21 protein-coding genes are annotated in these 26,054 nt (G+C 38.7%); 19 read left to right on the top strand and 2 right to left on the bottom strand.

Going from position 1 to position 26,054, the window contains the following annotated elements:
* Positions 1-47: 47 nt before the first annotated feature.
* The 5 genes from LC418_RS09320 to LC418_RS09340 all read left to right on the top strand — a co-directional run bounded on the left by LC418_RS09320 (position 48) and on the right by LC418_RS09340 (position 9,836).
* A complete protein-coding gene (locus LC418_RS09320; protein WP_223558864.1) occupies positions 48-1,634 on the top strand; it encodes a histidine kinase in 1,587 nt (528 codons plus the stop codon).
* A gap of 112 nt (positions 1,635-1,746) precedes the next feature.
* On the top strand, positions 1,747-4,329 hold the full coding sequence (locus LC418_RS09325; RefSeq protein WP_420837282.1) for a zinc-dependent metalloprotease: 2,583 nt from the start codon (positions 1,747-1,749) through the stop codon (positions 4,327-4,329).
* A gap of 6 nt (positions 4,330-4,335) precedes the next feature.
* On the top strand, positions 4,336-7,665 hold the full coding sequence (locus LC418_RS09330) for a SusC/RagA family TonB-linked outer membrane protein (protein WP_223558865.1): 3,330 nt from the start codon (positions 4,336-4,338) through the stop codon (positions 7,663-7,665).
* Between the two features lie 11 nt (positions 7,666-7,676).
* On the top strand, positions 7,677-8,996 hold the full coding sequence (locus LC418_RS09335) for a RagB/SusD family nutrient uptake outer membrane protein (RefSeq protein WP_223558866.1): 1,320 nt from the start codon (positions 7,677-7,679) through the stop codon (positions 8,994-8,996).
* Between the two features lie 75 nt (positions 8,997-9,071).
* The gene (locus LC418_RS09340) at positions 9,072-9,836 is read left to right on the top strand and encodes a LytR/AlgR family response regulator transcription factor (protein ID WP_223558867.1); all 765 of its coding nucleotides are present in this window, start codon (positions 9,072-9,074) and stop codon (positions 9,834-9,836) included.
* Positions 9,837-9,891: 55 nt separating this feature from the next.
* On the opposite strand, the gene LC418_RS09345 is transcribed toward LC418_RS09340, so the two are convergent.
* Positions 9,892-10,734 carry a helix-turn-helix domain-containing protein gene (locus LC418_RS09345; protein ID WP_223558868.1) on the bottom strand — a complete coding sequence of 281 codons (843 nt, stop codon included), beginning with the start codon at positions 10,732-10,734 and terminating at the stop codon, positions 9,892-9,894.
* A gap of 92 nt (positions 10,735-10,826) precedes the next feature.
* On the opposite strand from LC418_RS09345, the gene LC418_RS09350 reads away from it, so the two are divergent.
* The 7 genes from LC418_RS09350 to LC418_RS09380 all read left to right on the top strand — a co-directional run bounded on the left by LC418_RS09350 (position 10,827) and on the right by LC418_RS09380 (position 19,585).
* Positions 10,827-11,774: an NADP-dependent oxidoreductase gene (locus LC418_RS09350; protein ID WP_223558869.1), complete on the top strand. Its 948-nt coding sequence runs from the start codon at positions 10,827-10,829 to the stop codon at positions 11,772-11,774.
* A gap of 536 nt (positions 11,775-12,310) precedes the next feature.
* Positions 12,311-13,786 carry a hybrid sensor histidine kinase/response regulator gene (locus LC418_RS09355; protein ID WP_111957463.1) on the top strand — a complete coding sequence of 492 codons (1,476 nt, stop codon included), beginning with the start codon at positions 12,311-12,313 and terminating at the stop codon, positions 13,784-13,786.
* Between the two features lie 7 nt (positions 13,787-13,793).
* Positions 13,794-17,399 (top strand): response regulator, encoded by a 3,606-nt coding sequence (locus tag LC418_RS09360; RefSeq protein WP_223558870.1) that lies wholly within the window; start codon positions 13,794-13,796, stop codon positions 17,397-17,399.
* Positions 17,400-17,765 carry a response regulator gene (locus tag LC418_RS09365; protein WP_223558871.1) on the top strand — a complete coding sequence of 122 codons (366 nt, stop codon included), beginning with the start codon at positions 17,400-17,402 and terminating at the stop codon, positions 17,763-17,765.
* Between the two features lies 1 nt (position 17,766).
* The gene (locus tag LC418_RS09370; protein ID WP_223558872.1) at positions 17,767-18,597 is read left to right on the top strand and encodes a CheR family methyltransferase; all 831 of its coding nucleotides are present in this window, start codon (positions 17,767-17,769) and stop codon (positions 18,595-18,597) included.
* Positions 18,598-18,606: 9 nt separating this feature from the next.
* Positions 18,607-19,179, top strand: a complete 573-nt coding sequence (locus LC418_RS09375; RefSeq protein ID WP_223558873.1) for a chemotaxis protein CheB — start codon at positions 18,607-18,609, stop codon at positions 19,177-19,179.
* 40 nt (positions 19,180-19,219) lie between these two features.
* Entirely contained in the window at positions 19,220-19,585 is a 366-nt protein-coding gene (locus tag LC418_RS09380) for a response regulator (protein WP_223558874.1), read from the top strand.
* A gap of 83 nt (positions 19,586-19,668) precedes the next feature.
* Here the strand turns inward: LC418_RS09380 and LC418_RS09385 are convergent, their stop codons facing one another.
* Positions 19,669-19,971 (bottom strand): hypothetical protein, encoded by a 303-nt coding sequence (locus tag LC418_RS09385; RefSeq protein WP_223558875.1) that lies wholly within the window; start codon positions 19,969-19,971, stop codon positions 19,669-19,671.
* Between the two features lie 167 nt (positions 19,972-20,138).
* On the opposite strand from LC418_RS09385, the gene mug reads away from it, so the two are divergent.
* The 7 genes from mug to LC418_RS09420 form a co-directional block, all read left to right on the top strand.
* Positions 20,139-20,648 (top strand): G/U mismatch-specific DNA glycosylase, encoded by a 510-nt coding sequence (gene mug / locus LC418_RS09390; RefSeq protein WP_223558876.1) that lies wholly within the window; start codon positions 20,139-20,141, stop codon positions 20,646-20,648.
* 93 nt (positions 20,649-20,741) lie between these two features.
* The gene (locus LC418_RS09395; RefSeq protein ID WP_223558877.1) at positions 20,742-21,908 is read left to right on the top strand and encodes a cytochrome-c peroxidase; all 1,167 of its coding nucleotides are present in this window, start codon (positions 20,742-20,744) and stop codon (positions 21,906-21,908) included.
* 101 nt (positions 21,909-22,009) lie between these two features.
* Positions 22,010-22,798: an SDR family oxidoreductase gene (locus tag LC418_RS09400; protein WP_111957449.1), complete on the top strand. Its 789-nt coding sequence runs from the start codon at positions 22,010-22,012 to the stop codon at positions 22,796-22,798.
* 134 nt (positions 22,799-22,932) lie between these two features.
* Positions 22,933-23,790 carry a DUF4240 domain-containing protein gene (locus tag LC418_RS09405; RefSeq protein WP_223558878.1) on the top strand — a complete coding sequence of 286 codons (858 nt, stop codon included), beginning with the start codon at positions 22,933-22,935 and terminating at the stop codon, positions 23,788-23,790.
* Between the two features lie 39 nt (positions 23,791-23,829).
* Positions 23,830-24,372 (top strand): helix-turn-helix domain-containing protein, encoded by a 543-nt coding sequence (locus LC418_RS09410; RefSeq protein WP_223558879.1) that lies wholly within the window; start codon positions 23,830-23,832, stop codon positions 24,370-24,372.
* 88 nt (positions 24,373-24,460) lie between these two features.
* Positions 24,461-25,399, top strand: a complete 939-nt coding sequence (locus LC418_RS09415; RefSeq protein ID WP_223558880.1) for a hypothetical protein — start codon at positions 24,461-24,463, stop codon at positions 25,397-25,399.
* Between the two features lie 111 nt (positions 25,400-25,510).
* The coding region (locus LC418_RS09420) for a glycosyltransferase family 117 protein (RefSeq protein WP_223558881.1) at positions 25,511-26,054 on the top strand (544 nt) is incomplete at its 3' end.

Below are 26,054 nucleotides of genomic sequence, written 5' to 3' on the forward strand. Positions count from 1 at the left end.
AAATATTAATATGATTATTAAAAATCAATGTAAAATAATCATAAGAATTGAATATTAATTTTAAACACATAATATCTCAGAAATCTATTTATATAGCGGTTCTGTCGACCTGTTTAATTGCTTCAACCGCTTTTGCCGTGCTGAGTGTTCTTATTACTCATGACAGCCGGAAAAATAATGAAGAATTTGCCCGGAAAACATTTTTCAGGAAATACGAAACCATAGAAAAAGAATTCAGGAATATCGAAGACTATCAGTATCTTCTTCGGGCCTTGATCCAGAAAGACGGTCTGAAAAATTATAAAGAATACTCTTCCGTTCTGAACGAGCTGAACCGAAAACGTAATCTGCTGCCTTACAGTTGGTATGCCTACTACAACCATGCTTCCGGGAAATTTGAAAGCAGCAGCCCTTTATCTTACCTGTTCAGAAAAAAAGGAAAAGAAGGAAAGTACATAAAGATAGACAATAACGGCTCCGGAAATTTCCGTGATTTTTTAAACATCCGTAAAGACAGTATGTACTGGGTAAGTTATGATTCTCTTACACTGTCCAATAAAGATCTGTTGTATTATGGCTCTGCAGTAAGCCTGGATGATCTTCACGAATACTTCATCAATATAGATAAAACCCCGAACAATTATGCCTACGTTTTTACCAAAGAAGGTGTCTGCATTACCCATCCTGAAAAGAAATATTTAGGCAAAAATATTTTTGAGTTTACCAACATTAAACCAAAAGACACAATAACGGGTAATACAAAATCGGGATATACAGAAGGAAGCACGGTCTCCGAGTATCTGAACGTAGACGTGACCCGCTTTATAAAACCACTGAAGACCGATAATTTCGAAGGATACGCCGTCGTAAATCACGTGAACTTCCTGATAGATGAGAGTGTCAATAAAACAAAGACCTACACCGTGTATATCTTTCTTGCAGCTCTTTTTCTTATTGTTACCGTTTTTATCTTATTCCAAAGATCCACAGCGTTGGCATACAGAGAAAAAGAAAAGATCCAGTCTGAAAAAAATCTCCTGCTGGTGGATAACGAGAAAATGCACAAAGCAGAAGCCCTGCACCAGCTTCAGCAGCTTAAAAATAACATCAATCCCCACTTCCTGTTCAACTCCCTGAATTCTCTTTATATGCTCATCGGGATCAACAAAGAGAATGCACAGAAATTCACCATGAATCTTTCCAGGATTTACCGGTATCTTATTGTGCCTCCCAAAGAAAATATCGTTCCTGTTGCCCAAGAAATCAGTTTTATTCAGCAGTATATGGATCTTTTAAAAAGCAGGTTTGATGAGGAACTTACTTTTGATCTCGTCATCAATGACCAAAAAAGTCTCGAAAAGCGGATTCCGTATCTTTCTCTTCAGATGGTCGTGGAAAATGCCATCAAACATAATATTGCTACCATAGATCATCCATTGGACATTATCATTACTGTAGAACATGATGGTATTAGTATTAAAAATACATGGCAGCCAAAGACAGAAGAAAAGGTTCAGGGCGAGAAATTCGGAATTGATTATTTGAATCAGGTTTATGACTATTTTAAAAATAATTCTGTTAATATTTCAGTAGGTGGTGAATATTTCATATGTTTTTTACCCTTATTGGAATAAAAAATGAAATCCACTCACTCCCAAAAATACACCTCTCACTCCCTATTAATGTTGATATTATTTCTTTACCTATAGTTTTGCGGCAGAAACATGGGATATCTAATAATTTGGAATGAATAGGACTATTTTAATGAAGAACTACAGGCTGGCACTGTACTTAGGACTCGCTTTAGCCTCACCGGCAGCACTTGCACAGAAAAAAGACACTTTAAAAACAGATAAAGAAAAATCAGAAAAAACAGACTCTTCATCAAAGAAAGCAAAGAAAATTGATGATCTGATCAAAAAAGGAATTTACAAAAAAGGGCTTCTTAATACCATTCAGGTAAAAACAGATGTATATTTTGAAATTCCTGACAGCCTGATGGGACGTCAGTTTCTGGTAGTCAATAAACTGTCACAGGTCCCGATGCAGGTAAACGAAGCCGGTCTCAATAAAGGAATGAACTATGAAAACAAAGTCATTTCCTTTCACCGGGACACTGTAGCCAAAAAAGTTTGGGTGAAAACTGTGGTTCCACAGGTATCATCACCTAAAAATGATGCCATCACAAGATCTGTTAAAGATAACTTTTCAGAATCTGTGATTGAGGTTTTTGATATTGAAGCCCAAAACAACGATTCTACCTCTGTAGCCATTAAAGTAAATAAAATCTTTGACGGAAATCAGAAAAGTTTCAATGATGTTCTGGCCAATGTAGGTCTTGGAGGATCCGTAAAGTCAAACCTTTCCTATATAGAAAAAGTAAAAACCTTTCCTCAGAACCTTGTGGTGAAGTCTCAACTGACGACATCCGTAAACGAAGGAGGCGTGGACCTGCCGGTAACCCTTGGAGTTACTACCAACCTCGTTTTGCTTTCCAAAATACCGATGCAGCCGAGAACAGCTGATTCAAGAGTCGGATTTTTCAGTGAAAAACATTGGACATTCAACGATCGTCAGCAGAAAATGGATGAAAAGCAGCTTATTACCAGATGGAGACTTGAACCCAAAGATGAAGATAAAGAACGATATTTAAGAGGGGAGCTGGTAGAACCTAAAAAACCGATTATTTACTACATAGACCCATCAACACCAAAGCAATGGCGTGAAAAAATCATTGCAGGCGTCTATGACTGGCAGGTCGCTTTTGAAAAAGCAGGCTTTAAAAATGCCGTTATCGCCAAAATGCCGGATGAAAAAGATGAAGATTTTGATATTGACGATGTAAGATATTCTGTGATCACATATGCTGCCTCACCTAAGGCCAATGCGATGGGGCCGTCGGTAGTGGATCCGAGAAGTGGTGAAATCATTGAATCGGATATCATATGGTGGCATAATGTGATGACATCCCTTCAGGAATGGATGAGAATCCAGACAGGACCAATAGATCCAAAAGCCAGGGGAAATACATTCAGTGATGAGCATATGGGGGAAGCAATCCGTTTCGTATCCTCCCATGAAGTGGGGCATACCTTTGGATTGAAGCACAATATGGGAGCGTCCTTCGCATTCCCTGTAGAGTCACTTCGTTCAAAAGAATTCACTGATAAAATGGGTGGAACAGCGCCTTCCATTATGGATTATGCACGGTACAATTACGTTGCCCAGCCGGAAGATGGGGTTACGGCCATTACTCCAAAAATTGGTGTCTATGATAAATATGCTATTGAATGGGGGTACCGTTGGTATCCGGACGAAATATCCGAGAAAAAAGCACTCAGGAATTTAATAGAAAAACACCAGGATGATCCTATGTATTTCTATGGAGAACAGCAGAATTACCTGGAAACCATCGATCCGCGTTCACAGTCTGAAGACCTGGGCGATGATGCCATGAAAGCCGGTGAATACGGGATCAAAAACTTGAAGACTGTTGTAAAGAACCTTTTAACATGGACCTATGAAGACGGAAAAAGCTATACAGATGCCGGAAAGCTGTATCTGGGAGTAATAGGGCAATGGGATCTCTACACAGGTCATGTTATGGCCAATGTAGGAGGCATTTATCTGAATCAGACGGTTTTTGGCAGCAATAAAAAAGCCTATGAGGCAGTACCTGCTGAAACTCAGAAAAGAGCTGTCGATTATCTCATTAAAAATGCAATTGAACTTCCGGAGTGGCTGTTTTTTAATCCGATTACAGAGAAAACCTATCCGGTTAAAAACTCACCGATGGGACCGTTCGAGCAGACTCCTTATACTTTAGCGAGAGGGATGCAGTATGGGAATATTTACTCCCTGTTTATGGATGACCGACTGCTCAGAATGATCGAAAATGAATTAAAACATGAAGTTTCCGGTTCAAAAGAAGAAATCTACACAGTAGAAAATTTATTCAACCAGGTTCGTACGGCCATTTTCAGCAAAAAAGGAAGTTTAACCATCCTTGAAAAGATGACCCAGAAAAATTATGTGGATGCTTTAATCGTTTCCGTCAATAAACTATTTGAAAAAACAGCTGTAAAAGCTCTAAAGGTTGAAAATACGCTGAACGTTCCGATGATTTGCAACTTCCATGGAGAAGATCAGAGCCTTAGGAATATCAACTATTCATCCATGAAAAGAGTATCTGAAGTAACCACTTATAAAAGAGCAGAACTCCAGAAAGTACTGAACTTACTATATAAAACTAACAATAAAGGAGATGAAGCTTCCAGGGCTCATTACGCAGACTTGATCATCCGGATAAAAGAGGCTTTAAACAAATAATCAGCTATGAAAAAAACTCTAATACTTTTACCTCTTTTGGCGGCTCAGATTGCGTTGGCCCAGGAAAAGAAAACTATTGCAGGAAAAATTGAAGACGAAAATACCTCTGGTGTTATTGTAGGAGCATCTGTAAAAATAGAAACACAGTCCGTTTCCACCAAAACCGACCTTGAAGGAATTATTGAAAGCGTATCCGTAGGTACAGTAACGGATAAGAACGGGCAGTTCATCCTGGAAATCCCGGCAGAAACCAAATCTGTATTGGTCAGTTATCCCGGCTATGAGTCCAGGATCATCATGATCAGCGAAGACAAGACCAACTATACCGTAAGACTGATTCCCGAACTTTCAGATAAAAACAAGATTCAGGAAGTCATCATTACCGGGTACCAGAAAATTGAAAAACGCAAGCAAACCTCTGCTGTTTCCACTGTAAAGATGGATAATATCAGCCAGGCCGGTGTTGCCAGTGTGGATCAGATGATGGCAGGACAGATTGCCGGAGTTGTAGTAACACCGGAAACAGGAGCTCCGGGAAGCCCTGCAAAAATCAGAATCAGAGGAACGGCTTCCCTTTCCGGTCCACAGGATCCGTTATGGGTAGTTGACGGTCTTCCGTTAGAAGGAAATGATGTGCCGAATTTCAGTGATAAAGACAATATTGACCAGCTTCAGAATTTTTCTATTGCCGGACTTAATCCTAATGATATTGAAGATATTACCATCCTGAAAGATGCAGCAGCTACAGCCATTTATGGAGCCAGAGCTGCAAACGGTGTGATTTCCATTACAACAAAAAAAGGAAAGAAAGGAACGATGAAGCTGAATTTCTCAGCAGATACTTTCGTGACGGCACGCCCTGATTTCGACAGACTCAACCTGTTGAATGCCTCTGAAAAAGTTGATCTCGAATTGATGCTTGCCAGCCGCGCAGACCTGACTTATCGTGCGGATAAAGGTGAAGTCATGAGAATTTTAATGAAAAACAGTCAGCTTGATGCCTTCAGAAACGGAGGTTTGGGTGCATTGAATTCTTTTACCCGTCAGCAGATCGATGGTTTAAGAAATAACAATACGGATTGGGGGAAACTGTTGTATAGAAATGCCATCAACAAGCAATACGGATTAAGCCTTTCAGGAGGCAGCGACCGTTCGGATTATTATTTCTCACTGGGGTATTATGATGAAGAAGGAACCACCATAGGGACGGGTTTTGAACGATATAACCTTACTTTAAAGAACAATTACAAAATAAGTGATAAGCTGAATGCAGGAATCTCTGTTTTTGGAACACGCAGCGAGAAAGAGTCGTTTATGACAGATGCAGACGCATCAGCAAGCCCGGTTAATTATTCAAGAAATGCCAATCCGTATATGAATCCTTTCAATCCGGATGGAAGTTATAATTATGACAAAGATATCGACGGTTTTGCAGATACTTATATTCCTTTCAATTTTCTTGAAGAAAGAGAAAATACAGAGTATACCCTGAAGAATCAGTCATTAAAAGCGATATTGGATTTAGAGTATAAAGCATCCAAAAGCCTCAGGTTTACTTCACAGCTGGGCATTCAGTATGATACCAATAAGACAGAAAAATACGCCGGACAGGAAACCTACTTTACCAGAAAGATGAAAGAGGGAACCCGTTACTATAAAGATGGTGCCTACCGTTATTTCCTGCCTGCCGGAGATATTAAGCAAAACTGGAACAATGATTTCTTTCAATACAACTGGAAATTACAGGGGTTATACAGCACAAGAATTAATTCGGTGCATGAGATTGATTTAATGGCCGGAACTGAAATCCGTAAAACAGAGGATAATACTACGGTTACCAGAGCTTTTGGTTTTAACAGTCTTACCAAAACAGGAACCCCGATCATATTTCCCAACTCTGATTATGCCGGAGATAAAAAATACGAAACCTATCGTGAAATGCCTACGGTAGAGAACGCTTATGCTTCTATGTTTGCTACGGCTTCTTATACTTATGATCAGAAATATACATTTTTCGGAAGTGTGAGATATGATGGGACCAATCTTTTTGGAGTCAATAAAAAGTACAAGTACCTGCCAATATGGGCTGTTTCTGGGTCCTGGCTGGTGACAAAGGAAAACTTTATGAAGAATGTACCTCTTATTTCCAATCTGAGATTAAGGGCTTCCTATGGTTTACAGGGAAATATTGACCGTAATACATCTCCGTTTTTTATCGGTGAATATGGAGAAGCCAACATTCTTCCCGGAACAAAAGAAGAAATTATTAATGTAATCACGGCTCCGAATGATAAGCTCCGCTGGGAAAAAACCACCAATGTGAATCTAGGGCTTGATCTGGGCTTGTTTAAAAACCGTATCAACCTTACTGCCGATGTATACAGCAGAAAAGGAACAGATATGATCAGTATGAGAGAAACACCTCTTGAAACAGGATTCAATTATACGATGATGAACTGGGGAAGCTTAACGAACAAAGGTTTTGAATTGGCAGTTTCTACGAGAAATATCGATAATGAAAACTTCAAATGGTCAACCACGATTAATTTTGCTCATAATAAAAGTAACGTCATTACTGAGCAGCCCCGTCAGAATTCAATGCTTCCTTCGAGGGAAGGACTTCCTGTAAATGCTGTATTTGCTTTGAAAACGGCAGGGATGGATGAGAACGGGAACCCTATGTTCTGGAAAGGAAACGAAAAGGTGAAAATTGAGGATTTCTTTAAACTCTATGATGTGTATGAAGAATTCCTTCCGGGGCAGCTGGTCGGAACAAAGCTTACCGCTGAAGAAATGAGAGGCCTTTTTACCTATGTTGGAGACAGAGATCCTAAATTTACCGGGGGTATTATAAACACCTTTAAAATACATAATTTCGATCTGACTGTTTCAGCAGCTTTCAACTTTAAACAGACGGTGATGAGATCCCCTTCTTACAGAGGAATGAATTTGGACAGAGGAAGAAATTATACAAGGGATATCTACGAAGCAGGAATTTCGCTTCCGGCCATAACAAGTCCTGATATGGAAAGCAACCCGGGATGGATGGGGAACAAATGGCTTACCGACAGCCCGAACAATACCTATGGTCTGCTTGATATATGGGCAAAAGAGATCAGTTACCTGAGAATCAGCAGTATCCGTTTAGGATATACACTTCCTAAAGAATTCACGAATCCTATGGGAATCAGCAGTCTGAGACTGAGTGTGGAAGGGCGTAACCTGTTTGTATTCAGTAACGGGTATAAAGGATATTTTGATCCCGAAACCTATGGTAATATTTATGCGCAGCCTATTGCCAAATCAGTTACAATTGGCTTTAATGTTTCTTTTTAAAACTTGAAAAAATGAGAAAAATAACTACATTCATTGCTCTGGCAGTCATCAGCTTTACAAGTATCGGCTGTGACCGCTTTCTGGATATACAGCCTGAAGGGAAAGTGATTCCGGTTAGCGTTGAAGATTACAGAAAAATACTGACGTCCGCCTATTCCAAATATCCTATTCATAAATCCCTTTCTGCACTTCGTACAGATGAGATGGTAATAGATGAAAATACCAGTGATTTCCCTTACTATCGTGAACTGGCTATGTGGAAGGATAGCAATTATGATGCTGAAACAAAAGAATTTCAGTGGGCAGATTTTTATACAGTCATCTTCTACCTGAACCAGGCGATCAACGAAGGCAGCAAGACCATGAAAGATTCTCCTGAAAAAAATCAGATTCTGGCAGAAGCTTATGCATTGCGTGCGTATTCCTATTTTGATTTGGTTAATTTGTATGCAAAACCTTATAATGCTGCTACGGCTTCCGCGGACAGGGGAGTTCCTATCAGTTTAAAAGCTGACATGGAAGCAGTATTAAAACCTTCTACCGTACAGGAAGTCTACAATCAGATTCATGAAGATATGGAAAAAGCGGAGGGTCTTATGGTAGAACAGCAGCAGGCTGCCGGTGCTAACTATAAATTTTCTAAAAATGCTCTGATTGCTTTTAATGCAAGACTTGCTCTTTATCAGGGAGACTGGAATAAAGCACTGTATAATGCACAGACGGTATTGGCTGTAAAAGGAGAATTAAGTAATTTAAATACTAACAATACGGCACCTAATCATTATGCGTCCGTGGAATCTATCCTGGCGCTAGATAATCCATTGAATACCAATGTTCAAAATGTAATTTTTGCCTCTCCGGAATTGATTTCAAAATATAATTCCGCTACAGACAAAAGATTTGGAATCTATTTTGAAAAAAATAACAATAAGTATAAAGTGATTAAAGGAGGCAGTAATAATTTCAGGGTCTCTTTCAGAACAGCTGAATTATACTTTATAAAATCTGAAGCATTATTAAAGCTCAACAGGCTTGATGAAGCCAAAGAAGCATTGCTGAAAGTTTTAGCCAACAGATATACTCCTGCAGGATATACCGCAGTTCAGAACGAGATCAGTCCAATGAATGCTTCACAGTTCATGAGCTATCTTCTGGACGAAAGATTCAGGGAGTTTGCTCTCGAAGGCCACAGATGGTTCGATCTGAGAAGAGCAGACCAGAAAAAAATTATTCATATCGTCAACGGTGTAAAATATATTCTTCAGCAGAATGACCCGAGATATATCATAGAATATCCTATGAGTGCCAAGAAGAATAATCCGAATTTATAAAACATTTATATTAACATCCTCTGAAACCGCTTGAACGTAATAGTTTAAGCGGTTTTTTTGTACTTTTGTGAGGTTATGAAAATCGCCATTATAGAAGACGAACTGCTGGCTGTTAATTATCTCAGGGATCTGCTGGATAAGCAGACCATAGTCCCTGTCACAGAAACCGTGATTCTCCGTTCAAAAAGACAGGCCATAGACTTCTTCGAAAACCATTCTGCTGACCTTATCTTTATGGATATTCACCTGGGGGACGGCATGAGTCTGGAGATTTTCGAACAGGTGGAACTCTTTACACCCATTATTTTTATCACTGCATTTGATGAATATGCAATACGTGTTTTCAGGCATTTTACCATAGATTATCTTCTCAAACCTTTTGAAGAGAATAATCTGCATCAGGCATTACAGAAATTCATTTCCATACGGTCCAATTTTGATCCCGAACCCGTCCTCAAATCTATTTCCACCTTACGTCAGCCGGAAAATCCCGGGAAAATGAATCATTTCATGGTACGCGAGGGAAATAAACTGAAATCAATAGACGAACATCAGACCGCTTATTTCTTTGCTTCCGGAAAATACCTGTTTCTGACCACCAACGATGGCAAAACCTATATTTATGATGATACCATTAAAGATATCATCCATAAGCTGAATCCGGATCTGTTTTTTAAGATCAACCGCAAATTTATCATCAATAAAAATGCTATTGTTGAGATTATCAAGCATTCCAGTCAAAAAGTAGAATTAAAACTTTCTCCGGCTCCTGAAATCAATTCAGATGTATTTATCAGTAAAAGACAGATTACGGAATGCTTAAACTGGCTGAAAAGCTGATTAAGACATAATTGTGCTTAAAACGGACTTCCAGAGTGATCATTTAAAATGTATTTTAATCTTTTAATGATTTAATTCCCACTCGGTATGCTTTAAGACTCAATCCCTTATGTCGTTTGAAAAACTTATTGATATGGCTTTCATCAGCAAACCCAAATTCATCGGCTATTTCATGAACTCTTTTATCACTGAAACGTAATCTGTGCTCTATCAGCCGGATGCGGTAAGAAGATATGTACTGCTGTATAGATTCATTGCATTGCTTACGAAAATAGCTGCCAAGATAGGTAGGGGATAACCCGAATTTTTCAGAAATTATGCTAATCTTTAATAATTCAGGACGGCTTATATGTTTCTGAATGTAATCCAGAATTTGCAAAATACGGCTGTCAGAATTGAGGGTGATCAACTTTGGCTGAATCATAGCCATGTTTCTTGCAGCGATTACGATAACAGCATTCACAAAATGTCGGATGAGGTCTTCATTGTAAATAGATTGATTTTTAATAGCTTGCTGTAGGTTTTGTATCACTAAATCAACCATTTTTCTGTCATCATTATTAACAAGTACCGAGCCTGGTATATGGGATGCATAGTATAAAAGACATTCTATATGGTCTATACTTTTCCATTGATATTCCCGGATATAGCTTTCTCCAAAACGGATCACCATAAATTCGCAGGTATGTTCAAGATCAAATGCATGACAGTCATTGGGCGTTATGAGAAATAGATCTCCTGCAGAATACCAAAACTTATTTCCATTCACAGTGTGATTTCCCGTGCCCGAAATGACGTATACAAATTCGAAAAAATTGAACTGCCTGTCACGTAGAGGACAATCATTCACTTTTTCATAGAATACTTCAAGTGGCTGATGGATGTTTTCTTTTGCCATATCGTAAAGATACCCAAATAAGCTTTAAATGTACCTTTTTTTACTCTGTTTTCCAGTCTATTTTTGTAAAATTAATACAGTAAAGAAGTACTATGAAAGCAATCGTGTTGGAAAAATTTGGAGGAACTGAATGCCTTATTTATAAAAACATAGAAAAACCTGAAATAAAAACAAATGAAGTACTGATTAAGGTGAAAGCTGTAAGCATTAATCCGGTAGACATCAAAGTACGAAGCCGACAGGCTCCGCTGGCAAAAGAACTCGCACAATATAATCCATTGATTTTAGGTTGGGACATTTCTGGAGAAGTGGTGGAAGTCGGAAGTGAGGTCACGCAATTTCACATTGATGATGAAGTGTTTGGGATGGTCAATTTCGTGGGGCACGGTAAAGGGTATGCAGAATATGTTGCAGCTCCGGCCGAACATTTCACTTTAAAACCGAAGAATATCACTCACATCGAAGCTGCCGCAAGTACCATGGCGGCTTTAACGGCATGGCAGGCATTTAACAGCTACGGTAAGTTGAGATCAACAGATAAAGTGCTTATCCATGCTGCTTCGGGTGGTGTGGGACATTTTGCTGTGCAAATAGCAAAATACAGGGGCGCCTATGTCATTGGTACATCTTCATTGTCCAATCGTGATTTCGTATTAAAACAAGGGGCTGATGAGCATATCGACTACCATGCAACTTCTTTTGAAAAAGTACTCAGGGATTTAGACTTTGTTCTTGAATCCATTGGAGGCAAAAACTTTCAAAAATCAGTACAGGTATTAAAACCATTTGGAACCATTGTCACATTACCGTCAGGACATACGGAAGATGACGAATTAAGAGCCCGTGAAAAAAAACTGCATGCCTGTTATTTTATGTCTGTCTATTCCGATGGGATCGATATGAAGCAGATTGCGTTCTTACTGGAAGCAGGTATATTGAAACCTTATGTCTCCCATGTATTTGAATTTGAAGAAATGGCTAAGGCACATCAGCAAATTGAAACCGGGCGGACGGTTGGGAAAGTAGTGGTGAGGTTTTAAAAAATCTGTGCAGGAAGTGAGAGTGGTTTTGGGAGATCATTTATTTTAATTATTCCTAAAGTAACCGGACAACCAGATGGTAACAATTTTAGGTTGTATTTCATTTGTTGTATGATCATTTGTGAAAAGGATTATTTTTGCCGTACTTCATTGATACTATACAATGAAACGATTTTACTTTCTGATCACAGGCCTTCTTATCCTTATTTCATATCAATGCCAATGTACAGACCGATAGTTTAAAAAATTATATAGTGCTCTTGGCCTTCTGAAGGTCAAATCTGTCAATAAACATCGGATCACCTGGAATTCGCCGTATATGTTCACTTGTCCGGTATCATTTAAGTATTAGATTTAAAGCTTTTTTTTGAATATAATAAAATTTTCATATTATTTTTTTTAAAAATTGATTTATAAGTATATACGTGTGGTATGTAGACGTAAAATGAATAAAAAAATCAATGTTTTTCGAAATTTTGTGAGTATTTTTGGCGGGACTTAAATATAAAATAAACCCCCAAGTACTGATTCATTTTATGATCTTAATTGTTGATGATAACCAAAGCAATCTTTATTCATTGAAAAAACTGCTGGAATCTAAAGATTTTCAGGTAGATACAGCCAGTTCCGGAGAAGAAGCATTAGGAAAGGCCATAAAAAATAATTATGCATTGATTATTTTGGATGTGCAGATGCCGGGCATGGATGGATTTGAAGTCGCAGAAACATTAGCTGATTATAGCAAAACAAAAGAAGTTCCCATTATATTTTTATCCGCAGTCAATACCGAAAAGAAGTTTATAACCCGCGGATATGCCTCAGGAGGAAAAGACTACGTCACAAAACCGGTAGACCCTGAAATTCTGTTGCTTAAAGTGAAAACCTTTTACAGTCTTCAGGAGCAGAATCTTGCCATGAAAAAGACACAGCAGAGTCTGGAACTGGAAGTTAAAGGAAGACGCGAATCACAGGTAACCATGAAATCCCAGATCGATCACTTTCAGCTCATGCTTGAGTCACTTCCGCAGATTGCATTTACACTCAATGAAGATGGGAATATAGAATTTGTCAACTGCAAGTGGTATCAATACTCGGATACAGATGTGGATTTTCCCGAAGTGCATCCCGATGACCTTAATATCAGAGAAGAATTTAACCGCTGCCGCAAAAAGAGCCAGGCACTCGAGCTAGAGGCCAGGATAAAGAAAGTGGATTCCGGAGAATACAGATATCATCTCCTGCGAATAACCCCGGTGAATGACGGAAATGTAATAAAAAACTGGGTAGGAACCTTTACCGATATTGATGATCAGAAAAAAGTAGAAAAAGAAAAAGATGAATTCCTGAGTATTGCCAGTCATGAGCTGAAAACACCTTTGACCAGTATAAAAGCTTATGTTCAGCTTTTGGACCGTAAATTAAAACTAGATAAGCAAAGTGCTGAAGCAGGCTTTATGAACAAGGTCCAGGACCAGATCGAAAAACTGAATAACCTGATTACTGATCTGCTGGACGTTTCCAAAATAGAAAACGGAAAGCTTAAAATCAACAAAAAGCCAACCAGCCTTGAAAACATTATAAGCAATGCGGTTGAAACCATTATCCAGACCCATGACGAAAATAAAGTCAAGATAAAACGGCATGGTATAAATCCGGATATACTGATTCCTTTAGATGAAGTACGCATAGAACAGGTTCTCATTAACTTCCTTACCAACGCCATCAAATATTCTCCTCAGAATAACCAGATTATAGTCACTACGTTTGTAGACCAAGAAAAGCAGGAAGTAAAAGTAAGTGTCACAGATTTCGGAATAGGAATTCCGGACTTTAAGCAGGACGCCGTATTCCGCAAATTTTACCGTGTAGAAGAATCCTCACTACAGTTTCAGGGAATGGGTATCGGATTGTTCATCTGTTCAGAAATCATCAAACAGCACCACGGAACCATAGGAGTATCCAGTAAAGTAGAAGAAGGTTCTACTTTCTATTTCACTTTACCTTTAAACTAAATTTCTCATGCCTAAAAAAATAATCAGAAATCTTCAGTTTGGGGTCGGGTTATCTTTGCTGATCCTGATTGCGAGTTCAGTTGCATCTTATCTGAGCATTCAGAAACAGATGGATCATCGTGAAAGCCTTTCCCAAAGTAGAAGATCCATAACGGCCGTAAAAGACGTTCTTGTTGCCCTGCTGGATGCCGAAACCGGAAACAGAGGTTATCAGCTTACAGGAAGAGAAAATTTCCTGGAACCTTACAACCGCAGTTTAAGCGAATTTTCTAAAGCGATAGAACGGGCAAAATCTTTAGATATCTCAGATCCAAAACAGCAGCAGCGTTTAAATGACCTGGAAAAAAATGTTAACAATAATATTGACAATTTAAAGCAGTTTGTCCACAACAGACGGAATGGTATTATAATGACCCAGCAGCAGATCCTGTTGAGCAAAAGCTATATGGACAAATGCCGCCAGATCGTCCACGATTTTGTACAATACGAAGAAAGCCAGCTCGAAATTAAAAATAAAGATCTCAACCGCTCATCCGGTACAACTGTTATGTTTATTATTGTTTCGGCAATATCAGCAGTAATTGTTACCCTGTTTTTTTATATTAAGCTGAGAGCAGATCTGATCCGGAGAGATAAACTAGAAAAAGAATTAAGATCAAAAGATCTGGAAATAAGCAGACGTGTAAGTGCTGTTCAACAGATAGCGAACAGAGTGGCCAATGGAGATTACAGCCAGAAAGCAGTAGATCATTCGCAGGATGATCTTGGAGATCTGGTAGATTCCCTGAACCATATGACCGATTCTCTGAAAAAGTCTTTTGACCAGATTAATAAAAGTGACTGGCGTCAGAAAGGATTAGCCTTACTCAATGAATCTCTGGTAGGCAATAAATCCGTGAAGGAAGTCTCTGATGTATCCTTAAACCAGCTTGTAGAATATAGTAAATGCATCAACGGTGCTTTATATCTGTTTGATGAAGGAATACTTAAGCTTAGTACAGCTTTCGGTCTGGAAAGTACAATGAAAAAAACTTTCGAACCGGGGGAAGGAATGGTTGGCCAGGCTTTTGCCAATGAAAAAATGCAGGTTTATAATAACCTTCGGGAAGATGATTTTGCCGTAAGTTTTGCCAGCAGCAGAATAAAAATTAACAGCATATTATTATTTCCGGTTCATGCCGACGGTCACTGTATCGGGATACTGGAATTAGGATCAACATCAGATTTTGATGAAGACAAAATTAATTATTTTGCTGAAAGCAGCCGCAATATCGGAATAGCCTTAAATGCAGCCAAAGGCCGCGAAAAAGAACAGCAGCTCCTGGAAGAAACCCAGGCTCAATCAGAAGAATTGCAGGTGCAACATGCCGAACTGGAAAATCTGAATACCGAACTGGAAGCCCAGACACAAAAGCTTCAGGCATCTGAAGAAGAGTTGAAAGTACAGCAGGAAGAACTGATGCAGGCCAATGCCGAACTGGAAGAACGTTCAAGATTGCTCGAAGAAAAAAATCACCTGATTGCAGAAAGAAACAGCGAAATCCAGAAAAAAGTAGAAGAACTTGCCTTAAGCACCAAATATAAATCCGAATTTTTAGCCAATATGTCCCACGAACTGAGGACTCCGCTAAATTCAATTCTTCTCCTCTCAAGATTAATGGCCGAAAATCCTGATGAAAACCTGAATGAAGATCAAGTAGAATCTGCAAAAGTTATTCAGAGCTCCGGAAGCAGCCTTCTGACCCTTATTGATGAGATCCTTGACCTGGCTAAAATAGAATCAGGCAAAATGTCACTGGAATATCAGGATGTAGCGATTGATGATGTGGTGAAAGATCTGAAAAACTTATTCAATCCCGTTGTTCAGGAAAAGAAACTCAGATTTGATATTCAGATAACGAATGATGTCGAAAATACAATCGAGACCGACAGGCTTAGAGTAGACCAGGTATTGCGTAACCTTTTGTCAAATGCTTTGAAGTTTACATCGGAAGGAAGCATTACGCTGAACATCGCAAAAGATCCTAAAAATAAAAACTTTATTGTTTTCACTGTAAAAGATACCGGAATAGGAATCCCGGAAGAAAAGCAGGCTATTATTTTTGAAGCATTTCAGCAGGCGGACGGCTCTACACGCCGAAGATTTGGCGGGACCGGATTGGGATTATCCATAAGCCGTGAAATTGCCAGACTGCTTGGAGGAGAATTAACCCTGAAAAGTAAAGTAAATGAAGGCAGCGAATTCAGTCTGATTATTCCTGTAAAAGCTTTGGCTGAAACAGTTCAGTCTGAAACCGACGTGCATTTGGTGGATATCATCCGTGAAGATGTTGAAGTGATTCAGAATATTTTAGAAGATACAGAATCCCAGCCAGCCTTACCGGTAGAAGTATTGCCGATTCCGGAAGCTATAGACGATGACCGGGATGCAATAACTGCACAGGATAAGGTAATTTTAATTGTTGAAGACGATATTCATTTTGCAAAAGCTTTACTCAAATATGCCCGTATGAACCAATACAAGGGGGTAGTAGTGGTAAGAGGAGATTATGCACTATCCGCAGCCGTTCAGTACCACCCACAGGCTATTTTGCTCGATGTTCAGCTACCGGTGAAAGATGGATGGCAGGTGATGGATGAGCTTAAATCCAATGCTTCAACCAGGCATATTCCGGTACATATGATGTCCGTATTGCAGCTTGAGAAAGAAAGTCTGATGAAAGGGGCCATTGATTTCATTAATAAGCCGATGGCACTCGATAAAATGACCGATGTTTTCAGGAAAATTGAAGAAGCTCTTCTGAAATCTCCTCAAAAGGTCCTAATTGTTGAAAACAATGCTAAACATGCCAGTGCATTGGCTTACTTCCTGAGTAATTTCAATATTTCCTTATCCGTAGAAAATAATGTGGAAGACAGCGTGAAAGCCCTGACGTCATCTCATGTGGATTGCGTCATCCTGGAAGCTTCAAAAGGGAATGAATACCAGATCATTGAATCTATCAAAAGTTATGAAGGACTGGAAAACCTGCCCATCATTATTTTTACAGAGCACAGTCTGTCCAAATCCGAAGAGCTTAAGATCAAGCAGTATGCAGATTCCATTGTCGTAAAAACCGCCCATTCTTACGAACGGATTTTAGATGAAGTAGGTTTGTTCCTGCATTTGGTGGAAGAAAAAAATAACTCTGTTGAAACAGCAAGAAACAAAGTTCTAGGATCATTGACTGAAGTGTTGAGCGGTAAAAAAATACTGATTACCGATGATGATGTCCGTAACATATTCTCTCTGACCAAGGCTTTAGAAAAATATAAAGTTGAGGTAGTTGTGGCTATGGATGGAAAACATGCCCTGCAGCAGATTAAAGAACATAAAGATATAGACGTTATTTTAATGGATATGATGATGCCTGAAATGGATGGCTATGAAACCATAAAAGAAATCAGAAAAATGCCGGCCCTTACAAGACTTCCTATTATTGCCATTACAGCAAAATCTATGATTGGAGACCGTGAAAAATGTATCGAGGCCGGAGCCTCAGATTATATATCGAAACCTGTGGATATTGATCAGTTATTATCCTTACTGCGTGTCTGGTTATATGAAAGTTAAATGATGAATAAGAAAATTTTAATTGTGGACGATGATCCACGTAATATATTTGCACTCAAACTCACCCTGAAATCCCGTGGATATCAGATTGAAAGCTGTATCAGCGCTCAGATAGCTATTCAGATTTTAAAAGAAAATGAAATAGATATTGTCCTTATGGATATGATGATGCCTGAAATGGACGGTTATGAAGCCATAAAGATGATCAGAAATACGCCGTCTATCAGTCAGATTCCTGTAATCGCTGTTACAGCACAGGCAATGCCGGAAGACCGTCAGAAATGTTTTGATGCCGGAGCTCAGGATTACGTATCAAAACCTATTGATGTAGACCAGCTGATCGCAGCCATAGAAAAGCTTCCATAAAATGTTAGAGCCCAGTATTGTAAAAGATGAAGAAGTAGAATACCTCATAAAAGATGTTTATGAGATGTACGGCTATGACTTCTCAGAGTATAGCAGAGCTTCTTTTAAGCGTCGGGTAAACCGCATCTGCCTGATTGACAGATTTACCAGCTTTGCAGAGCTCAGGTATACCATTCTTAACGATCCGGAATACCTGAAGCGCTTTGTAGAAGAAATAACGGTGAATGTTACAGAAATGTTCCGCGATCCCCATTTCTTTAAAGCTCTCAGAGAAAAGATCTTACCACAGCTCGGGACCTATCCGCTGATCAGGATCTGGGTAGCCGGCTGCTCGACCGGTGAAGAAGCCTATTCCATGGCTATACTGCTTAAAGAAGCCAATCTTTACCATAAGTCACTGATATATGGTACAGATCTTAATCCGTCCGTTTTGGAAACTGCGCGTTCAGGCGTTTTCCCGTTGCAGCAGATGAAAACCTATTCGGAGAATTACATTTTATCCGGGGGCAAAAAAGATTTTTCAGATTATTATACCGCGAACTATGACAGTGTGAAATTTGATAAAAGCTTACAGGAAAAATTAATTCTATCTACTCATAACCTGGTTTCGGACAGCTCTTTTAACAGTTTTCAGCTCATCATCTGCAGAAATGTACTGATCTATTTTGACAGAGGACTGCAGGAGCGTGTCTTTAAACTTTTTGATAACAGTCTTGAAAATTTAGGCTATCTCGCACTGGGAGCAAAAGAAACCCTTAGATTTTCCAAACTTGACAGGAATTACCATCAGGTAGATGACCAACGCATCTGGAAGAAAACAGAGCATATGTAAAACATGATCATGGAAACAGAAAACACAAAAACAGAATTAGTGGTCATAGGAGGGTCCGCAGGAAGTCTGCAGGTCATTCTTGAAATGCTTAAAAAATTGAAAGATAAGCTCAGTTTCCCTATTGTTCTGATACTGCACCGTAAGGCTTATTCAACCAATATCCTGCAGACACTGCTGCAGCAGTTCATTTCCATTGAAGTGGTGGAAGTGGATGATAAAACAGAAATTCAGAATAATAAAGTATATGTAGTTCCTGCAGATTATCACCTTCTGTTCGAGAACAAAAATATGATGTCACTGGATTTTTCAGAGAAAATGAACTATTCGCGGCCATCCATCGATGTAACCTTCAAATCTGCTGCGGAAGTGTATGGTAAAAACCTGGTGGGCGTTCTGCTGTCAGGAGCCAATGCTGATGGAGTGGAAGGTTTGGGATTTATCAAAAAAAATGAAGGAAAAGTCTGGATTCAGGAACCGGAGACGGCCGAGGTAGAGTATATGCCTAAGCATGCGCTGCAGGAAGTTGCCTATGATTTAATCATTACACCGGATAATCTGGCAGACTATATCAATCAATTATAAAAATACAGTATAACAACCCTAAGATTTAAATAGAAAGAATATGAGCACAAAGAAGATTTTGATTTTTGATGATGATACCACTATTTTAGAGATCATTACCATCATTTTTGAAGAGAATGGATATCAGGTCGAAATTTCAGAAACATCTCATGATATTTTGGAAAAAGTTTCGCAGTTTCAGCCAGATGTTATTCTCATGGATAACTGGATTCCAAAAATTGGAGGAGTTCAGGCAACCCAGCTTCTGAAAAGTCATGAAGAGTTCAGGTCAATCCCGGTTATTTATGTAACAGCCAACAATGACATTGTGAGGCTGGCACAGGAAGCTCAGGCTGATGATTATGTGGCTAAGCCATTCAACCTTGATGATCTGGAAGAAAAAGTAGCTAAATATTTACAGCAATAAATAAACTAGTAGGAGTCGTATAAAATGCGATAATATTAGAATTATAGAATAGTCCTTACTTCATCTGTAAGGATTTTTTTTGTTTAAATAATTCTTTTGACTGGCAGATACCTTATTTCCTCAAAATGTTTGATTTTCTCACGGATAAAGTCAACAGTGCAATTTCCGTTATTGATTTCAGTAATCAGTGCGGTTAAAAATAATTTCAGTTTAGGATAAAGTAGTATTTTGTTTGTAAATGTAGAAGCAATGGTGGTCTTTTTAGATACGATATTCTGTGTAAAGGTATATTCACCTTCCAAATCAACGGTTGAGTAGAACTGGTGTGTTATACTGATAGATAAATACCGGTGTATCAGTTCTATATTTTGTAACATGTTTTCCATCTGGTGTATTTATATGATATACAATAATATTTATGCCACAATTGTTTTTTAATGATTTTTTTATTGATAATCAGCTGCAACGAAGATGATCATTGGATATTTTAAAATAAATATTATCTTGCTGTTCATAGAGAATTGTAGACCAATAAATTATACCTGCTTTTAACATGTTGAAAGATATCATTGCCAAAAATCTCACCGTTATTTTTTGTGGAATCAATCCCGGTTTAAAATCTGCTGAAAAAGGATACCATTTTTCCGGAAAGAGCAACCGGTTCTGGAAAGTGATGCACCAGGCAGGATTTACTCCGTACCAGATCGAAGCTGAAAATGATCGAAGTATTTTAGATTTCGGATATGGGCTTACTACTGCTGTAGCAAGAGCAACATCCCGTGCCGATGAGCTTTCAAAAGAGGAGTTCGACGGCTCCCTGGAATTTTTTAAAACAAAAATGACGGAATTTCAGCCAAAATATATTGTATTTCTCGGTAAGGCAGCGTATAAGTCTTTTTCAGGAAAAAAAGAAATTCCATGGGGTTTACAACCCGAAGATTTTTGTGGATGCCGGGTTTGGGTCTTACCGAATACAAGTGGTTTGAACCGCGGATTTAGTTTAGAGGATCTTGTCCAGGCATATGGAGAGTTGTACAGAGAGATTCATAAGAACTTTTTGTAAAACTTGCTGTATGTAAAATGAAAAACAGAATCTTCCTATCAATTTTTGAAATGTATTTAAGAGATTCCCTATTTTTGCCAAAATCCAATATTCATGAAGAATGTCCTGAGCTGGATATTAATTGCATTTCTTACGGTGTCTCTTTTGAATAACTGTTTCAGCAATAGTGTTCAAAAGGAAATCAGGGAAAAATCCTCATTCCTTGCGGAACTGAGGAAATTATATTCTTCCGGAGACCCTTCAAAATGGCCGAAACCAATTCTGGATCCGCAAGCTGTACCTTATTTTTCTGAAATAGGACATCTGCCTGAAATTCAGTTCCCTGAGGATAATCCCTATTCTGAAGATAAAGCTTTGCTGGGAAAAATACTTTTTTACGACCCGCGGCTTTCCCAATCCAATCAGATCGCATGCGCTTCCTGCCATGATCCTGAACTGGGATGGTGTGATAACCGGACCTTCTCTTTTGGGCACGACAGGCAGCTTGGTACCAGAAATGCAATGAGCATCCTGAATGTAGCTTATGCGCGGTCATTATTTTGGGACGGCCGCGCTGCATCCCTTGAAGAACAGTCCGAAATGCCGATTCGTGATGAAAGAGAAATGAACGGGCACATTGATCTCGCAGCCGGAAAAATTGTAAAGATTAAAGGCTATGAAATATTATTTGAAAAAGCATTTGGAGATAAAATGGTTTCAAAAGACAGGATTTCCAAGGCAATAGCGGCTTTTGAAAGAACCATAAAGAGCGGGATTTCTAAATTTGATCAGTTCATTGATGGGAAAGCAGATGTCTATTCTGATGATGAACTGATGGGACTGCATCTTTTCCGGACCAAAGCCCAGTGCATGAACTGCCACAGCTCCGGTTATTTTTCCAACAATCAGTTTGAAAATGTAGGAACTTCTTCATTGGGATCGAAAGAAGAAGATCTGGGCCGGTATCTGGTGACCAAAAACCCGGAAGATGCCGGGAAATTCCGCGTACCCGGACTGCGTGAAGTCGCGAGAACAGGACCATGGATGCATAACGGCTCTATGGCCACCCTTACGGAGGTGATCCAGTTTTATAGCAGGGGAAACCCTGAACATTCCCAAAAACGGTCAACAGTTCATCAGGGAATAGCACTTACTTCTGAAAAATCAGGTTTTGTAAGGCTGCTGGATCTTACGGATGAAGAAATTACTCAACTGGAAGCATTTCTAAGGACTTTATCCACAAAGCCGGAAAGAGTGCTGCCTCCTGCATTACCCAGGTAAAATACTTTCTCGCATAATCAGTAATTAGCGTTTTATTGGCTCAGGATGTCAAGCTTTTTTGCTACATTTATATACCCATAATCCTCAATAATGATCCACTTATGAATATTGAACTTTTTTCAAAAAATGCTTTAGTAGGAGCTGCTACCCAGGGAATCGGTGCAGGAATAGCATTGGAGCTGGCCAAATGCGGAGCTAACGTAACTGTAATGGCCCGCAATGAAGCAAAACTTAAAAAGATGGTATCTTCATTGCCTGTAATCAATTCCGGTCAGAAGCATCAGTATCTGGTGGCTGATTTTTCTAATTTTGAAGAATACAGAAGGATTATTTCCGAATATTTCAGCAATAACTCTATAGATATCCTGGTTAACAATACCAATGGCCCGGAACCGGGGCTGGCACAGGATAAAAATGTAGACGACTATCAAAAAGCATTTGATCTGCTTTTTAAAACGGTTTGTGAGACAACTTTACTGGCTTTGCCACATATGATCAAACAGAAAAATGGGCGTATCATCAATGTTTCTTCATTATCTGTCAAAGAGCCGATCAATAATTTATCCCTTTCCAACTCCATCCGCTCAGCCGTGATTGCCTGGGCAAAAACATTATCCAATGAAGTGGCACAGCATCAGATTACGATCAACAATATTTTGACAGGATATTTTGATACGGAGCGTATTCAGAATCTGATCAGTCACGAGTCGCAGCAGACAGGCAAATCTCAGGAAGAAATAAAAAAAGCCAGAGAAAATAAAATTCCGATGAAAAGACTGGGTAAAACCGAAGAATATGGTCATCTGGCTGCTTTTTTGGCATCGGAATATTCATCTTATCTTACCGGAGCCAGTATTCCTTTAGATGGAGGACTGAATAATACCTATTAATTCTCAGGAAGATATTCAGCTAAAAAACGTACTAAAATTCACTGAAAACACCTATCATTAAGGGATTATTCTTTTTTGATTCCACGGTTTTTTTGTAGTTTCACCACTTTAAGAAAATACCATCACAATTTTTTATGAAAAGGAACTTTATCAACCAAAAAGAGCTATCCGACAAATTTTGGAATATTGAGTATTCCGGAAAAGTACAGAAAATATCTTTTGGGAAAACCGGAACTAAAGGCCGGGAAACAGCTAAAGAATATGCCGATGAAAGCGAATGCATTCAGGAATCTGAAAAACTGATTGCTCAAAAAATAAAAAAAGGCTATACAGAAATTCAGGAAAATGATGAAATCCCACAAAAAGCGGAGCTTTCGGATAACGAAAAAGCCGATATTTATTTTTGGGAAGCCATTGACAAATCCAACAAATATAAAAAAGCCCACTGGAGTGAATATGATATTGATGAGCATATTGAGATCCTGACCGATTATTTGTCCAAATTTGGGAAAGACAGAATGATACTTTTTGAAAAAACGCTTCAGGAAAAACTAAGTGAGCTTTATACCGCTGAAATTGCAGAACTCTCAATCATTCTGGAGGGTGATTTTAAGAATGAAAATGGAATATATGTCTTTGATGATTATCTTTCTGATGATGGATTTATCTATTTCAGATGTTGGCTGCTGCTGAAGGGAAAAGACTTCTTTGAAGATATAAAAGCTGATATTCAGTCGTTCGTAAGCGGAAAATACAGTTTTAATATCGGAGACTGCTGGGCAGAAGGTCTGCTGTATGTTGCTGATGAGGCGTATGCCCAAAATCACGACGATGAAGAATCCATTATAAAAGACACCGTATACGAATTATATCCTGAAAACGATTACGACGGCATGGAACGCAGCATGAACCGGGAACCGAAAAGAGGAACGGATTTACAGAAAATGTATCCAAAGCTGGTAAAAGAAATTGGTGAGCTAAGAAGTAATTAATGTTAAAGTCTGACAAAAGCAATTAAAATTAATAACCCAATGAAAAACAAGGTTAAGATTTTGAGAGAAGGGAAGAATATGACCCAGGCCGAACTTGCCGAAAAGTCAGGCCTTTCATTACGGACGGTTCAGCGCATTGAAGCAGGAACTGTTCCTAAAGGATTTACCCTGAAAGCTATTGCCGGTATTCTGGAAACAGACCCTGAAAATCTGATCTCTGCAGATGAAGAAAAATCCTCTGTTGATAGAGCAAAATTAATTAATCTTTCTGCCCTGCTGGGGCTTATTATTCCGTTTGGGGGAGTTATATTCCCTTTGATTTTAACTTACAAAACCGAAGATCCGGTCAGTAAAGAGCTTGGGAAAAATATAGTAAGCGTTCAAATCATTTTGGCAGTTGCTGTCTCTGTTTTAATGATCATAAGTCCGTTCATCCAGAAACTATTGGCAGTGAAAATTCCACTTTTTCTGGTCTTTTTAATTGCTTTTCTCTGTGCCAAACTGTTTGTAATTATTAAAAATGGTATCTGTTTGAATACAAAAAACGATTTGTGTATCAAATTGAAAACCAGTTTCTTATAGCTATTGTCGTACAAATGGCGTAAACTTGTCATATTGTTTTTGCAGGAAAATCAAATGATAATGCTGAATCTTGCAGAAAAATTGAAGCATGAAAATCTTTAAGAAAATTGCATTATCGGTTGCCGTATGTACTGTCCTGTTATTATTGGGTGGTTACTTATATTTTGATAAAAAATTTACACCACCGGAAAACAATCTGGCTGTTTCAGGTATTGCACAAAATATAGGTATGCGATGGGACTCTGCCGAAGGAAATGCTCATGCGGCAATTCTTCTTCCTGTAGAATTCAAAGGTATTGACAGAACATTTTATATGCAGCTGGATTCCGGATCTCCAACGACGCTGTTTTACAAAAAATCCATAGAATCTCTCCGGGAAAAATTTCAGAATCAGATTCCGTCTCAAAAACAGGAAAACCAGATTTCACTGCAGTTCAGCATAGGAAATATGAGTATAACGTCTGACCGTTTTGAACTGTTAAATTATGGGAGGGCAATACATCCTGATAATACCGAAGCGGTTCATATCATTGGAACTATCGGAACAGACCTTTTGGAAAAGCGGATTATGATTCTGGATTTTAAAAACACGGTATGTTCATTTGTTGAGAATATGGATGAAAAAGGTTTTGAAGCCTTTGAATTTAAAAAACGTAAAATATTGTTTCCTTCAGAACTGGGAAATCAAAATCTGAAACTGCTTTACGATTCAGGGACCAGCGGATACGAGCTTATTACCAACAGAGAAGAATGGGAAAAATACAGAACCTCAAACGGGAATGTCAAAAAAGAAAAAGGAAATTCCTGGGGAAATATTTTAACGGTTATTTCTGCACCTGCCGACCAAATAATCAAAATTGGAAACCGCAACCTTAAGCTTTCGGAAGTGACCTATATTGAAGGAACCTCAAAGATGCAGAACCTTTTAATGAAAACCTCCGGGATGCAGGGAATGATAGGGAATAAGCTTTTCCTGAATCATAAACTGACGGTAGACTGTAAAAACAGAAAATTCAGAGTTGAGTAATTTTTTTTGGAGTACAATCTTAAATCTATTTAATGATATTAAGTTTTTTAATGATTATGTAATAATTCCCCAATCTGGGTTGTCTTACTATGTATTGAAACTACATAGTTTATGAAGAACTGGTCTTTTAAAAAATGGAACACCATTTTAGGATGGGTGATTTTCGTTATCGCACTGATTACCTATTTCTCCACCATGGAACATTATCTTAGCTTCTGGGACTGCGGCGAGTATATTTCCTCAGCTGTAAAACTTGAAGTAACGCACGCTCCCGGAGCTGCTTTATTCCAGATTGTGGGAGCTATGGCCAGTATATTTGCATTGGGAAATGAACAGAATTATGCTGTTGTGATCAATGCAATGTCTTCACTCTTCAGCGCATTGACCATTTTATTTCTGTTCTGGACGATTACCCATTTTGTAAGACGGCTGCTGAACAAGGATTTTGATGAAATTACAAAACACCAGGAAATCTCCATCCTTTTTGCAGGAGCTGTAGGAGCATTATGCTTTACTTTTTCAGATACATTCTGGTTTTCTGCTGTAGAAGGAGAGGTATATTCTATGGCTTCTATGTTTATTGCTTTACTCGTTTGGCTCATTACCAAATGGGAAAATGAATACCTGGCGAAAGACAGCGAAAGATGGATCATCC

It is taken from the genome of Chryseobacterium lathyri (assembly GCF_019970085.1).
Lineage (GTDB): Bacteria > Bacteroidota > Bacteroidia > Flavobacteriales > Weeksellaceae > Chryseobacterium > Chryseobacterium lathyri.

Bases quoted from the DNA above. Each gene is read 5' to 3' on its own strand.
- LC418_RS09345 (WP_223558868.1), bottom strand. From the start codon at position 10,734: ATGGCAAAAGAAAACATCCATCAGCCACTTGAAGTATTCTATGAAAAA.
- LC418_RS09350 (WP_223558869.1), top strand. From the start codon at position 10,827: ATGAAAGCAATCGTGTTGGAAAAATTTGGAGGAACTGAATGCCTTATT.
- LC418_RS09415 (WP_223558880.1), top strand. From the start codon at position 24,461: ATGAAAATCTTTAAGAAAATTGCATTATCGGTTGCCGTATGTACTGTC.
- LC418_RS09375 (WP_223558873.1), top strand. From the start codon at position 18,607: ATGGAAACAGAAAACACAAAAACAGAATTAGTGGTCATAGGAGGGTCC.
- LC418_RS09325 (WP_420837282.1), top strand. From the start codon at position 1,747: ATGAATAGGACTATTTTAATGAAGAACTACAGGCTGGCACTGTACTTA.
- LC418_RS09405 (WP_223558878.1), top strand. From the start codon at position 22,933: ATGAAAAGGAACTTTATCAACCAAAAAGAGCTATCCGACAAATTTTGG.
- mug (WP_223558876.1), top strand. From the start codon at position 20,139: ATGTTGAAAGATATCATTGCCAAAAATCTCACCGTTATTTTTTGTGGA.
- LC418_RS09385 (WP_223558875.1), bottom strand. From the start codon at position 19,971: ATGGAAAACATGTTACAAAATATAGAACTGATACACCGGTATTTATCT.
- LC418_RS09410 (WP_223558879.1), top strand. From the start codon at position 23,830: ATGAAAAACAAGGTTAAGATTTTGAGAGAAGGGAAGAATATGACCCAG.
- LC418_RS09355 (WP_111957463.1), top strand. From the start codon at position 12,311: ATGATCTTAATTGTTGATGATAACCAAAGCAATCTTTATTCATTGAAA.
- LC418_RS09335 (WP_223558866.1), top strand. From the start codon at position 7,677: ATGAGAAAAATAACTACATTCATTGCTCTGGCAGTCATCAGCTTTACA.
- LC418_RS09360 (WP_223558870.1), top strand. From the start codon at position 13,794: ATGCCTAAAAAAATAATCAGAAATCTTCAGTTTGGGGTCGGGTTATCT.
- LC418_RS09380 (WP_223558874.1), top strand. From the start codon at position 19,220: ATGAGCACAAAGAAGATTTTGATTTTTGATGATGATACCACTATTTTA.
- LC418_RS09370 (WP_223558872.1), top strand. From the start codon at position 17,767: ATGTTAGAGCCCAGTATTGTAAAAGATGAAGAAGTAGAATACCTCATA.
- LC418_RS09340 (WP_223558867.1), top strand. From the start codon at position 9,072: ATGAAAATCGCCATTATAGAAGACGAACTGCTGGCTGTTAATTATCTC.
- LC418_RS09365 (WP_223558871.1), top strand. From the start codon at position 17,400: ATGATGAATAAGAAAATTTTAATTGTGGACGATGATCCACGTAATATA.
- LC418_RS09395 (WP_223558877.1), top strand. From the start codon at position 20,742: ATGAAGAATGTCCTGAGCTGGATATTAATTGCATTTCTTACGGTGTCT.
- LC418_RS09400 (WP_111957449.1), top strand. From the start codon at position 22,010: ATGAATATTGAACTTTTTTCAAAAAATGCTTTAGTAGGAGCTGCTACC.
- LC418_RS09330 (WP_223558865.1), top strand. From the start codon at position 4,336: ATGAAAAAAACTCTAATACTTTTACCTCTTTTGGCGGCTCAGATTGCG.